Source organism: Aquirufa esocilacus, from assembly GCF_042715595.1.
GTDB lineage: Bacteria > Bacteroidota > Bacteroidia > Cytophagales > Spirosomataceae > Aquirufa > Aquirufa esocilacus.
On the sequence record NZ_JBBKXX010000002.1, the window covers coordinates 1 to 16,536 of the forward strand.

Genomic DNA, 16,536 nt, shown 5'->3' on the forward strand with positions numbered 1-16,536 from the left:
TTGTCATTATCCTTGTCTTGAATGCTACTATTTCGACACTGTGATTTAAACACAGTATCTCTTCTTTATTTCTATCAACACGTCAAAGAACTCTTGTACCTCCAATAAATCAAACAAAGCAACCCGCTCTGTCGTGAACTTAATCACCTGATCTACTCTCAGTCTTGCCCTAGAAACCTTTTGTTCCTAGCGATTGGGAGTGCAAAGATGTAGGATTATTTTATTATTAACAAATCATGAACAAAACTTTTTCAAGTATTTCTCGTAAATGACTGAAAATCAAGCGAGGAATTTTTAAAATATTTTGGCGTCATTCGCATATCGCGAAATAATCCTACCTTTGTGCGAGAATTAGGCGGAGATATTTTGGCCTATATAATTAACAGAACATGAAAGACTATCATATCGTATACGAAGACAATCACCTCCTGATCGTGAATAAACGGGCAGGAATTCTCGTACAGGGCGATAGTACTGGAGATGTGACGCTGACAGATGTCTTAAAAGACTATATCAAGGAAAAATACCAAAAACCTGGAGCAGTATTCTTACACCCCGTGCATCGCCTAGATCGTCCGGTCAGTGGTTTGGTGATTTTCGCCCGCACTTCGAAAGCCTTAGAACGAATGATGGAAATGTTCCGTAAACGGGATATCCAGAAAACGTATTGGGCAGTGACGCGCAAGAAGCCTTATCCAGAAAAAGGAAAGTTAACACATTGGTTGCTGAAGAACGAGGCAAAGAATACGACTACAGCCTATGATTACCCAGAGCACAAAGCCTTGAAGGCGGAGTTGAATTATAAGATTTTGGGAAAAATCAATCTGCATTATTTAGTAGAGGTAGAGCCTATAACGGGAAGACCACACCAAATTCGCGTACAATTAGCTTCCTTAAATTGCCCCATTCGAGGCGATATCAAATATGGTTACGATAAACCAAACGTAGATGCGAGCATTAATCTACATGCACGCCGTTTGTATTTCATCCATCCAATTAAGAAAACGCCGATTATCTGCAAAGCGTCTGTTCCGGAGAATCCATTCTGGGAAGAGTTTTTGGAATTAGATAACGACGAGTTCAAGATGAAAAACTTGGATCACTTATACGAATAAAAAAAGGAGCTTACATAAGCTCCTCTAGTGTCGTATTTTCTAAAACGGATAAGTTCGCATCTCGCCATTTTGTCAAGACCGTTCTCAGCTGACACGTTTCCTCGTCAGCACAGTCATCACATTTGCCATAGAAGTGAAGTGAAACACACAAAGCTGGTGCAATTGGGCCATCCACAATCCGAATGATTTTTGCAAAAGTAACTTCCGCTGGAGGAATGCGTAGGTAATAACCGCCGCCTTTCCCTTTTTGGGACTGTAAAATTCCGTGATTACGTAATTCCAATAAAATCGCTTCGAGGAATTTCTTCGGTATCTTCTCCGATTCCGCGATATGCGAAATCAATAAGGGGCCTTTCTCATAGGATTGCGCCAATACTTTTAAAGCCTTTAAAGCATATTTTGCCTTCTTCGAAATCATAGTGTTGTTGATTGTGAATCAAAGCTAAACAAAATTCAGGAATACTCCATTAGTCCGCTCGATTAAGTACTAGTTCCAGGACAAGTTTTCGGGCAAAAAAAAAGGCTAACTCGAGAGCTAGCCTTTTTACGTAATTCAAATGAATTAGAAACGGAAGTGAGAGAACGCTTTGTTCGCTTCTGCCATTCTGTGTGTATCATCTTTCTTCTTCACTGCTGCTCCCTCACCTTTCGATGCTGCAATGATTTCGTTCGCTAAGCGATCCATCATTGTTTTGTCACCACGCTTACGCGCGTAACCGATTAACCACTTCATTCCCAATGAAACTTTACGTTCAGCTCGTACTTCTGTTGGTACTTGGAAGTTTGCTCCACCTACGCGACGGCTCTTAACCTCCACGGATGGCATCACATTATTCAATGCTTTTTTCCAAGTTTCTAAACCGTTTTCTTTTGTACGCTCCTCTACTTTATCTAACGCATCATAAAAGATGGTAAATGCTGTAGATTTCTTTCCATCGTACATTAAGTTGTTTACAAACTTAGTTACTAATACATCCTTAAATTTAGGATCTGGCAATACGTAGCGCTTTTTTGGTTTCGCCTTTCTCATGTTGTTAGTTTTTTAAAATCGACCCAACCTTCTGCTTTAACGAAGCATACTGGATCTTTCTGTTAATAAATTATTTCTTTTTACCTGTTGGAGCTGCTTGACCTGGTTTAGGACGTTTAGCACCATACTTCGAACGAGACTGTAAACGACCAGTAACACCGGCTGTGTCTAAAGCTCCACGAATGATGTGATAACGTACACCTGGTAAGTCTTTTACACGACCACCACGGATCAATACGATCGAGTGCTCTTGTAAGTTGTGACCTTCACCTGGAATGTAGGCATTCACCTCTTTTTGGTTTGTTAAGCGAACACGAGCTACTTTACGCATCGCTGAGTTTGGTTTTTTAGGAGTAGTCGTGTATACACGAGTACAAACCCCTCTTCTTTGTGGACAAGAATCCAAAGCTGGTGACTTAGATTTCCAAGTCATTTGCTCACGTCCCTTGCGCACTAATTGCTGAATAGTTGGCATTTTGGAATAATTACCGTTTAAATTTTAAAATTCTTTTAATCCCTGCAAGCGCGTTAAACTCAATAAGATAGAGTTATCCCACACTAATGGGGGTGCAAAGTTAGCAATAAGATATAGAAATCAAAAGGGGAAAATGAAAATTATTTCAAAAACCCGCGGATTCCCATTTCCAAACCACGTAACTCCGCTAAACCGCGTAAACGACCGATGGCCGTGTAGCCTGGATTCGTCTTCTTTCCTTCTTGTAAATCATCTAGCATTCGATGCCCGTGATCTGGGCGGAATGGCAATCGGAAATCTCGGCGACCAGACGCAATGCGCTTGTCCTGCTCATTCACTAATCCTTTCATTACCCCGAACATATCCACATCCCCATCTAGATGGTCTGCTTCATGGAAATTGCCGTATTGATCGCGGCGCGTAGCCCGCAAGTGAATGAAGTTAATGCGGTGACCTAATCGCTCCACCATGCCCACTAAATCGTTGTCTTCTCTAACTCCGTAACTTCCCGTGCAGAAACACAATCCATTCACGTTGCTTTCGTAGGCATTTAATAATTGAACTGCATCGCTTTCTGTACTCACCACGCGTGGCAAGCCCAAAATTGGATACGGAGGATCATCTGGGTGAATCGATAAATTGACACCAGCCTCCTCGGCTTCTGGCGTGATCTCCCGAATGAAATCGTATAGATTTTCTCGCAATTCCTTCTCCCCTACTTCGGAATAAGTATCTAAAGCTTCTTGGAAAGACTTCAACGTGAAGCTCTCTTCAGAACCGGGTAAGCCGGCGATAATATTGCGGATTAATTTCTCTTGTTGTGCTTGAGTGGATGCATCGAACCATTTTTGAGCTCTTGCGATTTGCTCGACTGTGTAATGCTGCTCTGCACCTGGACGTTTTAATAAGAACAATTCAAAGGCACAGAATTCAGCTGCATCGAAGCGCAATCCTGTACTTCCATCTGGAAAACGAAAATCTAAATCCGTTCTTGTCCAGTCTAAAATGGGCATAAAATTATAACAAACCACGTCTAAACCCGCCTCGCCTACATTACGCAAAGACGTTTTGTAGTTTTCGATGTATTGCTTATAGTTACCTGAACGCGTTTTGATATCCTCGTGTACTGGAATACTTTCGATCACGGACCAGCTCAATCCAGCCGCTTCGATGATGGCTTTACGCTCTAAAATATCGGGCAACTCCCACACTTTTCCATTTGGAATTTGGTGTAGAGCACTCACAATACCCGTTGCGCCAGCTTGACGTACATCAGATAATTTCACGGGGTCATTTGGTCCAAACCACCTCCACGTTTGTTCTAAAGCCATAGTTTTTTTGTTTACTACCTAATTAAAGGCTTTGCACCCTCAATTTTACCTATTATAAGGCCAAATAAAAAACCTTGCCTGGAAACCGGGCAAGGTTTTTGTAATCAAGCATTTATATACTTCCTTTAAAATCTCTTTCTCAGGGGCGACAAAAATAGGGAGTTTTTTACAAACAAAAAATAGCCTAACCGTTTTGGTGTGCGGGCCTAACTAAATCTGTCACCGTTTTCACCGGGTTGAATGTTTCTAAAGGCACTTCCACAAAAAGGGTGTTCCAATCTGACATCGCTCCGTTCCAAAGTCCCGGCAATTCCATCGCCTTTAATTCTTTCCCGTCTTTGGTCTTATCTGTGATAAAACCCGTATTCATATCGCGATAGTTCAATAAGTTCAAACCGCGCGTAGCGCACACTAAATCCACTGGATTGAAGTGAGAGGCTTGGTGGAATTTGGCTTTTTGAGCTTCCTCTTTCATATCAATCTGTGCGGATTCCACGAGCTGCAGTGTGAAATTTCCTTTCGCATCTTGGCACCAGAATGGGCCTCCTCCCGGCTCTCCCGTATTTTTCACCACCCCACAAACGCGTGTAGGACGGGCTAAAATGGTGCGAATTATTGCTACTTTATCTGTTAGCGGTAAAGACGCAAAATCTGCCGCCGGCACAAAACCGAGATAGGTGGCCATCTCTTGTAAGGCCTCATTGATCGTAGTCTCTGACGGATTCTCTTGCAATTGCTTATCTAGGTGTTCGATTCCCTCCAAAATCCACAACAACAATCCCCCCAAAGCCTTTTTATATTCTATGGTCGGCTGTTTCAAGGTATCGGGCACCACATTATCAATATTTTTAATGAAGATCACATCAGCTTTCAGGTCATTCAAATTCTCCAATAGCGCTCCATGGCCAGCTGGTCTAAAGAGCAAGGATCCATCGGCTTCGCGGAACAGGGTATTGTCCGGATTTACGGCAATGGTATCTGTGGCAGGCTTTTGTTCCGAGAAAGTGATCTCGAATTGGATGCCGGTTTTCGCCTCCCATTTGGGAACGAGATTCTTCACTAAATCCTCGAAACCGCTGCGGTGTTCTGGGGAGACGGTGAAATGCAAGCGGGCTTTTTGACCGTTGGATGCATAAGCCGCTGCCTCCACCATGTGTTCCTCTAACGGGGTTCTAGCTCCATCTGGATAGGAATGAAAAGAAAGCAAGCCTTTGGGTTTTTGGCCATAATTCATTCCTGCGGAACCAAGTAACTTTTTAAGTATTTCCGCTGAGTCATCATTTGATTCTAGCAACTCTTTCAGCTCTGGATAAAAAGCAAAGTGATCCAGCTCATCGAAAAACTTGGTGCATTCTTTGTTTTCCTCGCCGGTTGACAAGCATTCGAATAGTGATTTAAACATCCGAGTAGCCGCTCCGGAGGCAGGAACCATCTTCAAAATGGAAAGCGCTGATTTTTGCTGATCAAAACGTACGATGAATTCCTGGAGTTGCTCTTCTGAAAACTGAAAAATTCCATTCCCGATCGAGGCGGATTTTTCCAAATTCATCCAAGGGAAGCCGGATTTAAAAAAATCAACTTGTTGATTCATTTCCGCAGGCGTAATTCCTCGTTTCGATAATTGAGCTAAATCCTTGTCTGATAACATATGCGCTTTCTTTTGTGTCTAAAAATAAGGATTTCTTCTCAGGAATTCCTAAAAATCCGGTGGAGGAGTTCATTCTTTTTTGGTAGATTTGTTTAGACGATGGCGGACATTCAGGACATATTGCAAAAATACTGGGGGCATTCGGCTTTCAGGCCCCTGCAAGAGGAGATTATTCACTCGGTGCTGGATGGCAAGGATACGCTGGCCTTACTGCCCACCGGTGGAGGAAAGTCCATTTGTTTTCAGGTGCCAGCCATCGCTTTGCCGGGAATTTGCATCGTCATCACGCCTTTGATTGCTTTGATGCAAGATCAGGTAGCGCAATTAAACCGCCGAGGTATTCCCGCGACAGCCCTTTTTTCTGGCCTGCGCAAACGTCAAATCGACATTTTATTAGATAACTGTATTTACGGCAATACGAAATTCCTCTATGTTTCTCCCGAACGCTTAAAAACGGATTTGTTCATCGAGCGAGCGAAGCAGATGAACATTAGTCTCTTGGTCATCGATGAGGCCCACTGTATTTCGCAATGGGGCCACGATTTTAGACCGCCTTATTTAGAGATTGCTGAGTTTCGCGCCTTAATTCCGAGCGTTCCGTGCATCGCGTTGACGGCCTCCGCGAACGAGGAAGTAAAACAAGAAATTCAAGAAAAGCTGCAATTCAAGAACGCAGCCGTATTCCAAAAAAGTTTCAGCCGCGCTAACCTCTCCTATTCCGTCCTCTATGAAGCGGACAAAGAAAAGAAGCTATGCACTATGTTGCAACGCGTTCCGGGTTCTTCGATCGTGTATGTACGAAATAGAAGACGGACGCAGGAAATCTCCGATATGCTTTCTAAAGCCGGCATTTCCAGCACTTTTTACCACGCCGGTCTTCCAAGTGAGGTCAGAAGCACGCGCCAAAAAGACTGGATCGAGGGTAAAATCGATTGCATCGTGGCGACCAATGCTTTCGGGATGGGAATCGACAAACCAGATGTTCGCCTGGTGGTTCACCTGGATTTACCCGATACCATCGAGGCGTATTACCAAGAAGCAGGCCGAGCGGGTCGAGACGAGAAAAAGGCCTACGCGGCCATTTTATACGAAGAAAAAGACATATTGGATTTAACCGCTCAATGGGAAAAATCATTTCCGACGGCGGAAACTATCAAACGCACTTACCAAGCCGTTTCTAATTATTTACAGGTTGCAGAAGGAAGTGGCGAATTACAAAGCTATGATTTCGATTGGATGGATTTGTGCAAGCGCTTTAACTTGCCTAGCTCTCAGACCTATTTTGCCTTAAAGACATTAGAAGCAGAAGGTTTACTTTTATTAAACGAGGCCTTTCAAAATCCCTCCAAAATTCGCTTCATCGTCAGCTCCACCGAACTATACGACTTTCAAATTAGAAACGAGAAATTCGAATCTTTCCTAAAAGGGCTGCTTCGTATTTATGGTGGCAATTTATATACCCAATTCGTCAGTATCTCTGAGGCGGACTTTGCTCACCAGATAAAGATTCCTCCCGCAGAGGTAGAACGCAATTTAGCTTTATTGGAGAAGTTCGAATTAATCGAATACGATAAACAGAATGGCCTGCCTAAATTGGTCTTTTTGACGCCCCGGGCGAACATCGAAAACCTACCCATCATCTGGGCTGAATACCTACGAAAAAAGGAACGGTCCAAGAAAAAGATTGATGCGATGATTCATTATGTGAAACATCCGGAGGCGTGTAGAACGCTTTTGATTACCTCGTATTTTGGAGAGTCTTTAAAGACCTCTTGCGGGGTATGCGACCATTGTTTGCAGCGGAAAAAAGAAGCCTCCGGGAAAAATATCCCCGAAGGCCTCGAAACAGAACGCAAATTGATTCTGACTTATTTAAAAAACGGACCCTTATCCGTTCAAGATCTAGTGGAATGCCTCCGACCTTTGGCTTCGACTGAGGCGCTTCGCATTATTCAATTCAGTCTTGAATTAGGCGAAATTCATTATAATGCCGCGGACGAACTTGCTATGGGTTCTGCCTGAAAAACAAATTTCACTGGATTCTTCACCTGCTCTTTTAAAAGTGCTAAAGCCAATACTTCTTTCGCGTCGTCCACGTAATGGAAGCTCAAATCCGAAATATAATGGGCCTCGATTTCTTCCACATCTTTGCGGTTCTTCGAGCACATGATAATCTCTCTTATCCCCGCTCTTTTCGCCGCTAAAATTTTCTCCTTGATTCCACCGACAGGCAAAACTTTACCGCGAAGCGTAATCTCGCCTGTCATCGCTAGTTTCGATTTCACCTTGCGCTGTGTTAAAGCTGAAGCGATCGCCGTTAACATCGTGATACCCGCAGATGGACCATCCTTGGGTACCGCTCCAGCTGGAACGTGAATGTGTAAATTGTATTGGTCAAAAATACGGTAATCAATGCCGTATTCATCCGAATGTGCCTTTAAGAAACTTAATGCCGCCATAGCGGATTCCTTCATCACATCACCTAATTGACCCGAAAGTGTCAAGACGCCTTTCCCTCGGTTCAATAAGGTTTCAATAAATAAGATATCTCCACCAACCGGTGTCCAGGCTAGCCCAGTTACGACTCCAGCGTATTCGTTGTTTTCATACGTATCCTTATCAAAGTGCTCTTGACCCAATAATTTCACGACATCCGTCGCCGTTATTTTATGAGGATAGTCTTGATCCATCGCAATGGATTTCGTGATCTTGCGCACCACGCGACCGATTTCTTGTTCTAATTTACGAACACCTGACTCGCGGGTATATCCCTCGATGACTTTTTGGATAGCACCATCATTCATCGCAAATTCCGCTTTCTCTAAACCATGCTCTTTCTTCTGCTTAGGCAATAAGTGCTTCTTCGCGATTTGGACTTTCTCCTCCATCGTGTAGCCACTCACTTCGATAATCTCCATCCGATCGCGCAAAGCAGGATGAATCGTATCTAAATTATTCGCCGTTGCAATGAACATCACGCGAGATAGATCGTAATCACACTCCAAGTAATTATCCATGAAGCTACTGTTTTGTTCAGGATCTAACACCTCTAATAAGGCAGACGACGGATCGCCACGGTGGTCCGAACCTACTTTATCAATCTCATCTAAAATGAAAACGGGATTAGAAGACCCAGCTTTTTTAATGCTTTGTATCACCTTTCCCGGCATAGCGCCCACATAGGTTTTTCTGTGACCTCTGATTTCGGCCTCATCCCGCAGTCCTCCTAAGGCCATACGGACGTATTTACGTCCCAAAGCTTTGGCAATCGAACGACCCAAAGACGTCTTACCCACACCTGGAGGGCCATAAAGGCATAAAATAGGCGCTTTCATATCCCCTTTCATCTTCAATACCGCTAAGTATTCGATGATCCGTTCTTTTACTTTTTCTAAGCCAAAATGATCCGCATCCAACACCTTCTTCGCCTTCACCAGATCGAAATTATCTTTTGTGTATTCACCCCAAGGCAAATCAGCAATCAATTCCACGTAATTCATCAACATCGGATATTCCCCTGACATCGAATTCGTACGTTGTAATTTCGAGAGTTCTTTTTGGAAGAAATCATTTACTTCTTTCGACCATTTCTTCTTCGCTCCTTTCGCACGCAGGCCGTCCAATTCTTGCTCCGGACTCTCCACGCCTAATTCTTCCTGCAATACTTTAATCTGCTGGCGAATGTAGTAGTCGCGTTGTTGCTGGTCAATGTCACTGGAAGCCTTGCTCTGAATCTCACGCTTCAACTCCAGATGCTGGATGTCTTTCAACATGTGCTCCAGCAAATGTGTAGCTTGCTCAATCCCATCCAAGGTTTCTAACAAAGCCTGCTTTTCTTTCAATTCCGCATTGATATTCGAAGAAAGGAAGTGCACTAAAAAAGCAGAGGATTCGATGTTATCTAAGGCGATTTGCGCCTCACGAGGAATCTCTGGATTCAGGTTTAATATCTTCAAAGCACACTCTTTCAGCGTGGAAACGAGTGCCTTATTTTCCTTATTTAATTTCTTAGGGAACGTGTCCTCGATATAGGAAACACGCGCTAACAGATTCGGCTCCGTTTTGATGTATTCGCTTACTTCAAAACGCTTGCGGCCTTGGACGATGATCGTTGTGTTTCCTCCTGGAAGAACGAACATCTTCACGATGTGTGCTACCGTTCCGATTTTGTACAAATCATCTGGCGTAGGCTCGTCTTTGGAATTATTAGCTTGTACTAAAACACCGATCGTGCGATCGCCCTTGTAAGCTTTCTTCACAAGGCGAACGGATTTTTGGCGAGAGACCGTAATCGGAATCACCATACCCGGAAACAAAACGATATTGCGAATGGGAAGGATAGGCAATTGGTCTGACAAAACGCCCATTTTGTCATCATTGTCCATCCCTTCTGACCCGATCGGGATCAATTCTATATTTTCAAAATCAGACATCTCTGAAAGCTGTAAATGCTTAAAAAGGTCATTTGGATTATTCATACCACATTTTTAAATTCTGCTCCACTTGAGCGGACGATATTAATCAATTTTTATGCCAAACGTCAAGATGGCAGTATGATTATCTTGATAATTGTTGTACCTCTTGGCTTTTTCGAAAAAGGTAGGATTTCTTCGTGCCTTGAAATGACCAGGAAACGAGGTTCGTTTGGTCTTCAAATTCGTCTAAAAATAGCGAGTTCTCAAGGTAAGATCCTGCTAAGTCTGACGAGGTAGGAATTTCAATATAGACCCAAATTGCCTCTTGTTGCTGCTCCGTCCCGAGCCATCGGTATGGAGTCGTAATTTGTTTACCTGCATGAAATCGAAAATGCTTGCGAAGATAGGCATCTAAGACCTTTTCGGAAGCAACATCACCAGGAATCATTCGGTACTTTTTACCCAAGTTCGAGCTGAGCGTTTGCTCTAGATCATCGTGGAAAAGGCGAATGCTAATTTCCCAGCTTTGCTCTTTGGCATTATAACTCATCTCAGTCACCGAACTATGAAAAGGATGCAGTTCTGGAAAAAGTAGGCTAAAAAATAATACCAGCAGTTTCAACTAGAAAAAGGCTTTGAATATATCATTCCCAAACGTGTAGGCCATCAAGGCTAGCAAGATAATCATACCCACTTGCTGTGCTTTTTCCAATACTTTTTCAGATGCGGGCTTTCCTGTAATCATTTCATAAATTAAGAAGATCGCATGTCCACCATCCAAGGCAGGAATAGGCAAGATATTCATGAAGGCCAAAGCCATCGATAACAAACCTGTTAGCATCCAGAAACGATTCCAATCCCACACACCGCCGAACATTTGGGCAATTCCGATAGGACCACTTAGTGCTTTAGATGCTGAAACATCCCCCGACGCGATTTTCTTGAAACCTTTGATATTATCCGAAATCACCGAAAATGCACGACCCGTTCCGATACTCGCTGCTTCACCAAAAGAATAATCTTCGTGTGTTGTTTTGATTAACATCTCTGGAATAAATCCGATTTGACCTGATGAAGCCACCTGCATCGACAAGGTATCAGCTACGCCTCCGCGCAAGATGCCCAAACGAATCTGTTTGCCCGCCTCTTTAGTCAATAACTCTTTTACCTCGTGGTAGAAATGCACTGGACTCGCGTTTACGGAGGTTATCACATCGCCTTTTTTCAATCCTGCCGCATAAGCTGGCAATAATTCGGCTGGTTTGGAGGAAGAGAATTTATCCATAATACCAGGCTCTTCCGGCGCTGCTACTTCTGCTACTTTGAACGCAGCCATCGGTTCGATGAAAGCAGCCTTCTTATCGCTTAACTTTTCGATGAAGTTCGATGGGATTTTAATCTCCACCGTTTGATTTCCACGCTGTACGGTATAAGACGAATTTTCCCCTAATAATACATCTGAAGCACGCAAATCAGATAACTGCTTGTAATCAGCTCCATTGACGCGAATGATTTTATCCCCCGTTTTTAAGCCAATTTGCTTGCCTAAATCTAAGGCCACAATACCATTCTTGTTTAATTCCTCTTTCGAAATGAAGTTGTTTCCATTCGAATAGGTCAAACAAACGAAGATAACAACACCCGTAATAATATTGACGATAACACCACCTAGCATCACGATTAGGCGCTGCCAAGCGGGTTTTGCGCGGAATTCCCAGGGCTCTGGGTCTTTCGCTAGAGTCGCTGCATCTTGCGTTTCATCAATCATTCCAGCGATGGAAACGTAACCACCTAAAGGGAACCAGCCTAAACCATATTCTGTATCCCCTACTTTCTTTTTGAATAAAGCGAAGTTTAAAAGCGTCGGAATCGGAAACATGAAGTCGAAGAAGAGATAGAACTTTTCGACGCGCATCTTAAACCATTTGGCGGTAATAAAATGTCCAAACTCATGCAATGTTACTAAAATTGACAACCCTAAAATCAATTGCCCTGCCATCACTAAACCTTCCATAATTCGCTATTTTCTATTTTTATTTACCCATTCTTGGGCTAACTCTCTACTTAATTTATCACTTTCAATGTAATCCTCTAATGTTGGATTTGCGACAAAAGTTCCCTGATTCATACAATATTCGTTCAAATCTGACATGGCTAAAAAACCAATTTGATCTTCCAAAAAGGCCGCCACTGCCACCTCATTCGCCGCATTTAATAAACAGGCTTGGTTTCCTCCATTATCTAAAGCCTGAAAAGCAAGCCCTAAATTACGGAAAGTCTGCGTATCTGCCTGCTCAAATGTCAAGGATGGATACTGTCTAAAATCAAAACGGGGGAAACTCGCATTCATTCGATTCGGATAACCTAATGCAAACTGAATGGGCAATTTCATATCTGGCAAACCTAGCTGTGCCTTGATCGATCCATCGGTAAACTGCACTAAAGAGTGTACAATGGATTGGGGATGTACAACTACTTCGATTTCTGAGGGTTTTACGTCAAATAACCAAGCTGCCTCGATCACCTCCAAACCCTTATTCATCAAACTAGCCGAATCAATGGTGATCTTCGCGCCCATCGACCAATTCGGATGTTTCAACGCTTGTGCCCGCGTTACCTGGGCTAATTGCTCCCGGCTAAAACCTCTAAAAGGCCCACCAGAAGCCGTTAAAATCACTTTTTCAATCGGGTTGTGCGATTCTCCCACCAGGCATTGGAAAATGGCCGAATGTTCTGAATCAACGGGCAAAATGGGCACACCCATCTCCCGAGCAAGGGGCATAATCAGCGCTCCTGCCACGACTAAAGTTTCTTTATTCGCTAAGGCAATTGGCTTTCCTGCTTTAATAGCTTTCACGGTAGGCAAAAGGCCTGCGTAACCTACTAAAGCTGTCAAAACAATATCGACAGAATCGAGGGTAACAACTTCTTCTAGAGCTTGAGCACCACTATGTACTTGGATTTCAGTTCCTGATAAAGCTGCTTTAACCTCCGCATATTTCGCTGCATTACCAATGACAACATGAGCCGGTTTCCAGGCTAAGGCTTGTGTAATGAGAAGATCGGCCTGGTTTTGGGCGGTTAAGACCTCAACAGAAAACTCGGACGGATGCTCCGCAATCACCTCCAAGGCTTGTGTCCCAATGGAACCCGTACTACCTAAAATCGCAATTCTTTTCATCGCAGCAAGGACATTATTTGTTCCACAAAACTGATCCACACTTTCGGATACAACAAGGTCATCGCCATAATCCCAAACAAGCCTCCATATAAATGAGCACTATGATTTACAAAATCACGACTGCGTTTATCCATTTCTATAGAGTACCAAGTAAATAATCCAGCATAAATGATCCCCGGGATTTTAAGAACGCCAAAAAGATAAATTGGCTCTAACGGGAAAAACAAAATGCCGGCAAAAATCACCGCAGAAACTGCGCCAGAAGCACCTAAAGAGTTATAGTTGGGATTATTTTTATGTTTATTAAATGTGGGAAAATCAGCTGCGACAATAGCTAAAACATAAAAAAGAATATAGAGTTCCGATGCAAATGTGGGGAATAGCTGATTAAATATCCGTTCTAATTGAACCCCAAAAAAGAAGAAAGAGAATAGGTTAAAAAACAAGTGGGTGAAATCCGCATGGATAAATCCCGAGCTCACAAAACGCCAATATTCGTTACGGTGTTGAATCCGGTATGGATTCATGAGCATTTTACCCATCAAGTCTGGCTTTTGCCAAGCCACCAGGGAAATGATAATCGTTAGTGCGATAAGTAAAATCGAGACCATATAAGAACAAAACTACGTTAAACTTCTCGATCAACCAACCCACTCATAAACTTTACCAAGGCTGATTTTTGCTCATCGGAAATGGCTAAAGATTGAATTTCCGTAAAGGCTGCATCGAAATAGGAGGCGATGACCGCTTCCGTTTCCGCTTTCAGCCCCAAAGAATCATAGATCGCCGTGACCGCTTGTACTTTTTCCGACGCGTCATATTCCGTAGCTGCTACCCATTTTTCTAAGTCCTCAAGCGTGGAACCCGTCGCTTTTTCGAATGCTTTTATCAGTAAATAGGTTTTTTTATTGGCCAAAATATCTCCGCCCGGTTGCTTCCCAAATTTTTCTGGATCGCCATACACATCTAATAAATCATCCTTTAATTGAAATCCGAGACCGATGGTTTCGCCGATGAGGTATAAGGAATTTGAAACCTCAGCAGGCGCTGAAGCGAGTAAACCACCCATTTCCATCGAAAAGCCAATCAAGACCGACGTTTTCAAGCGAATCATTTCGATATATTCTTCCACTGTCACATCGTCACGACTTTCAAAATTCATATCGAATTGCTGCCCCTCGCACACTTCTGCGGCGATACGGGATAGTCGACCTAATAAATGTTGAAAAGCCTCTAAGCTCAAGCCTTGTACCTTATTCAAGTATTGGTAAGCATTCACCAGCATCACGTCACCGGATAAAATGGCGATATTATCGTTCCATTTTTCGTGGACCGTTTGCTTGCCACGACGTAGAGGAGCTTTGTCCATGATGTCATCGTGCATCAAGGTGAAATTGTGGAAAATTTCGACCGATAATGCCGCAGGAACTTGTTTTTCCCAGTCGGATTTGAACAGGGAATAAGTCAATAAACAAAGAACAGGGCGAATCCGCTTGCCTCCTAAACTTAGGAGGTAATGGATGGGGTCGTAAAGTTCGCTAGGGTTTTGGCCTATATCTAAACGACTGATTTCCTCTTCGAGGGCTGCTAAAAATGCTTTGTTCATCTTATCTATCTACTTCGCCCATCACTAAATCCAAGGATCCGATAATGGCTACTAAATCTGCTAAATACGTTCCTTTGGCCAAATAAGGCAACACGGAAAGGTGGTGGAAAGAGCAAGCGCGCACTTTCAAGCGTTGTGGAATATCCGAGCGACCATCGGTACGAATATAGAAACCGAGTTCTCCTTTCGGATTTTCAGCTCTCACATAGGCATCCATCGCTTTAGGACGGATTTTTTTAGGGACCAAAGCCTGAGGATCAAACTCCCGCGTCCTTTTCTCATCCCCTAGTAAGGCCACGATACATTGTTCTATAATCCGTAGCGATTCCTCGCATTCGCGAATCCTGACATGATTTCGATCCCAGCAATCGCCTACCATACCCATCGCACCCTCTCCTACCGGAATATCGAAATCTAATTCCGGATACACCGAATAGGCATCGATGCGGCGCAGATCAAAAGGCAAGCCAGAACCCCGCAACACCGGACCGGTACATCCATAATTAATTGCCGAATTCAGAGGTAAAACGCCTACATTCGCGGTTCTCTTAATGAATATACTATTATCTTCTACTAATTGTTTTACTTCTTTAATGGTGTTCTTGATAACCGGCACTAATTCCTGAACCTTTTCTTCAAAGCCCAAAGGCAAATCATAGAACAATCCTCCCACCCACACATAATTATACAACATGCGTGCACCTGATAGCCATTCTAACAGCCGTTGAATGTCTTCGCGATCCCGCATTAACCACAAGAAAGGGGTATAAGCACCAATATCCAGACCATAGGTCCCAATCGCCACAAAGTGCGAGGCAATCCGGTTTAATTCTGCTACGAGGACACGAATGTATTCAATGCGTTTGGGCAATTTTCCCGTCAAATCCAGCATCTTTTCCACCGCCATCACATAGGCATGCTCCGAGTTCATGGCCGCCATATAGTCCAAACGATCCACGTAGGGAATGATTTGGTTAAAAGGCAAAGCCTCCGCATGCTTCTCGAAACAACGGTGTAAATACCCTAAATGCGGAACAACTTCTTTGATCCATTCCCCATCCGAAATCACTTCTAAACGAAGGACCCCGTGGGTCGAAGGGTGTTGAGGTCCCAACGAAATGATCATTTCCTCCGATTTCAGATCCTCTAACCGAAATTTATTCGGGTCAGAATTCTCGAAATTTTCTGGAAGAAATTGGTACTGGATGGGATTCATTAAGCAAAAATGGTAAATCTAACGGGTAAAAATAAATTTTTCTATCTATTTTTAGCAAAGGCTTTGGGAAAAAAAGAAATTCTTCTACCTTTGCATTCCGTTTCGAGCAGAGGCGGATAAAAGATTTATCTATTATGGCAAAGAAAGGAAATCGCATTCAAGTTATCTTAGAATGCACTGAGCACAAAGAAACTGGTTTACCAGGCATGTCTCGTTACATCACTACGAAAAATCGTAAAAACACAACAGCACGTATTGAGTTAAGAAAATACAATCCTGTTTTGAAAAAAGTTACTTTACATAAAGAAATTAAATAGGTTGACCCATGGCTAAGAAAGTAGTTGCAACTCTGAAGAAAGAAGGCGGCGTTAAGTACGCTAAGATCATTAAGGCGGTTAAGAATCCTACAACAGGAGCTTATACGTTCAAAGAAGAAATCATCCTTCAAGATGAAGTTAACGCTGCATTGAAAAACTAATTTTTCAATACCCGTTTACCTATCTTTAAAAAATTGAAGTC

16 protein-coding genes are annotated in these 16,536 nt (G+C 43.1%); 4 read left to right on the top strand and 12 right to left on the bottom strand.

The window, feature by feature from the left end:
• The first annotated feature begins 389 nt into the window (after nt 1–389).
• Nucleotides 390–1,115, top strand: coding sequence for an RluA family pseudouridine synthase (locus tag SKC37_RS05440; protein ID WP_377980516.1), 726 nt, complete (start codon nt 390–392; stop codon nt 1,113–1,115).
• Nucleotides 1,116–1,125: 10 nt separating this feature from the next.
• Here the strand turns inward: SKC37_RS05440 and SKC37_RS05445 are convergent, their stop codons facing one another.
• The 5 genes from SKC37_RS05445 to SKC37_RS05465 form a co-directional block, all read right to left on the bottom strand.
• Nucleotides 1,126–1,533: an RrF2 family transcriptional regulator gene (locus SKC37_RS05445; protein WP_130895317.1), complete on the bottom strand. Its 408-nt coding sequence runs from the start codon at nt 1,531–1,533 to the stop codon at nt 1,126–1,128.
• 144 nt (nt 1,534–1,677) lie between these two features.
• Nucleotides 1,678–2,145, bottom strand: coding sequence for a 30S ribosomal protein S7 (gene rpsG, locus SKC37_RS05450; protein WP_130895318.1), 468 nt, complete (start codon nt 2,143–2,145; stop codon nt 1,678–1,680).
• 70 nt (nt 2,146–2,215) lie between these two features.
• Nucleotides 2,216–2,620, bottom strand: coding sequence for a 30S ribosomal protein S12 (gene rpsL, locus SKC37_RS05455; RefSeq protein ID WP_377980517.1), 405 nt, complete (start codon nt 2,618–2,620; stop codon nt 2,216–2,218).
• A 140-nt stretch (nt 2,621–2,760) separates the two neighbouring features.
• Nucleotides 2,761–3,951: a mannonate dehydratase gene (gene uxuA / locus SKC37_RS05460; RefSeq protein WP_377980519.1), complete on the bottom strand. Its 1,191-nt coding sequence runs from the start codon at nt 3,949–3,951 to the stop codon at nt 2,761–2,763.
• A 184-nt stretch (nt 3,952–4,135) separates the two neighbouring features.
• Nucleotides 4,136–5,599 carry a DUF4301 family protein gene (locus SKC37_RS05465; RefSeq protein ID WP_377980521.1) on the bottom strand — a complete coding sequence of 488 codons (1,464 nt, stop codon included), beginning with the start codon at nt 5,597–5,599 and terminating at the stop codon, nt 4,136–4,138.
• 99 nt (nt 5,600–5,698) lie between these two features.
• Between SKC37_RS05465 and SKC37_RS05470 the strand changes: the two genes are divergently transcribed.
• Entirely contained in the window at nt 5,699–7,621 is a 1,923-nt protein-coding gene (locus SKC37_RS05470) for a RecQ family ATP-dependent DNA helicase (RefSeq protein ID WP_377980523.1), read from the top strand.
• On the opposite strand, the gene lon is transcribed toward SKC37_RS05470, so the two are convergent.
• From lon to SKC37_RS05505, 7 genes are all read right to left on the bottom strand, one after another.
• Nucleotides 7,582–10,077, bottom strand: coding sequence for an endopeptidase La (gene lon, locus SKC37_RS05475; protein WP_130895322.1), 2,496 nt, complete (start codon nt 10,075–10,077; stop codon nt 7,582–7,584). The genes SKC37_RS05470 and lon overlap by 40 nt on opposite strands.
• A gap of 79 nt (nt 10,078–10,156) precedes the next feature.
• Nucleotides 10,157–10,636 carry a DUF6702 family protein gene (locus SKC37_RS05480; RefSeq protein WP_377980525.1) on the bottom strand — a complete coding sequence of 160 codons (480 nt, stop codon included), beginning with the start codon at nt 10,634–10,636 and terminating at the stop codon, nt 10,157–10,159.
• Nucleotides 10,637–12,028: an RIP metalloprotease RseP gene (gene rseP / locus SKC37_RS05485; RefSeq protein WP_377980526.1), complete on the bottom strand. Its 1,392-nt coding sequence runs from the start codon at nt 12,026–12,028 to the stop codon at nt 10,637–10,639.
• A 6-nt stretch (nt 12,029–12,034) separates the two neighbouring features.
• Complete coding sequence (locus SKC37_RS05490) at nt 12,035–13,195, bottom strand: 1-deoxy-D-xylulose-5-phosphate reductoisomerase (RefSeq protein ID WP_377980527.1); 1,161 nt, start codon at nt 13,193–13,195, stop codon at nt 12,035–12,037.
• Nucleotides 13,192–13,806 (bottom strand): rhomboid family intramembrane serine protease, encoded by a 615-nt coding sequence (locus SKC37_RS05495; RefSeq protein ID WP_377980528.1) that lies wholly within the window; start codon nt 13,804–13,806, stop codon nt 13,192–13,194. The genes SKC37_RS05490 and SKC37_RS05495 overlap by 4 nt, the downstream gene beginning before the upstream one ends.
• Nucleotides 13,807–13,823: 17 nt before the next feature.
• Nucleotides 13,824–14,801, bottom strand: coding sequence for a polyprenyl synthetase family protein (locus SKC37_RS05500; protein WP_377980529.1), 978 nt, complete (start codon nt 14,799–14,801; stop codon nt 13,824–13,826).
• 1 nt (nt 14,802) lies between these two features.
• Nucleotides 14,803–16,017, bottom strand: a complete 1,215-nt coding sequence (locus SKC37_RS05505; protein WP_377980530.1) for an NADH-quinone oxidoreductase subunit D — start codon at nt 16,015–16,017, stop codon at nt 14,803–14,805.
• A 134-nt stretch (nt 16,018–16,151) separates the two neighbouring features.
• Here SKC37_RS05505 and rpmG point away from each other — a divergent pair, with 134 nt between their 5' ends.
• Together rpmG and SKC37_RS05515 are read left to right on the top strand one after the other, a co-directional pair.
• Entirely contained in the window at nt 16,152–16,334 is a 183-nt protein-coding gene (rpmG, locus tag SKC37_RS05510; protein ID WP_130895329.1) for a 50S ribosomal protein L33, read from the top strand.
• A gap of 8 nt (nt 16,335–16,342) precedes the next feature.
• Nucleotides 16,343–16,495 (top strand): DUF4295 domain-containing protein, encoded by a 153-nt coding sequence (locus SKC37_RS05515; protein WP_109324168.1) that lies wholly within the window; start codon nt 16,343–16,345, stop codon nt 16,493–16,495.
• The last annotated feature ends 41 nt before the right edge of the window (nt 16,496–16,536 follow it).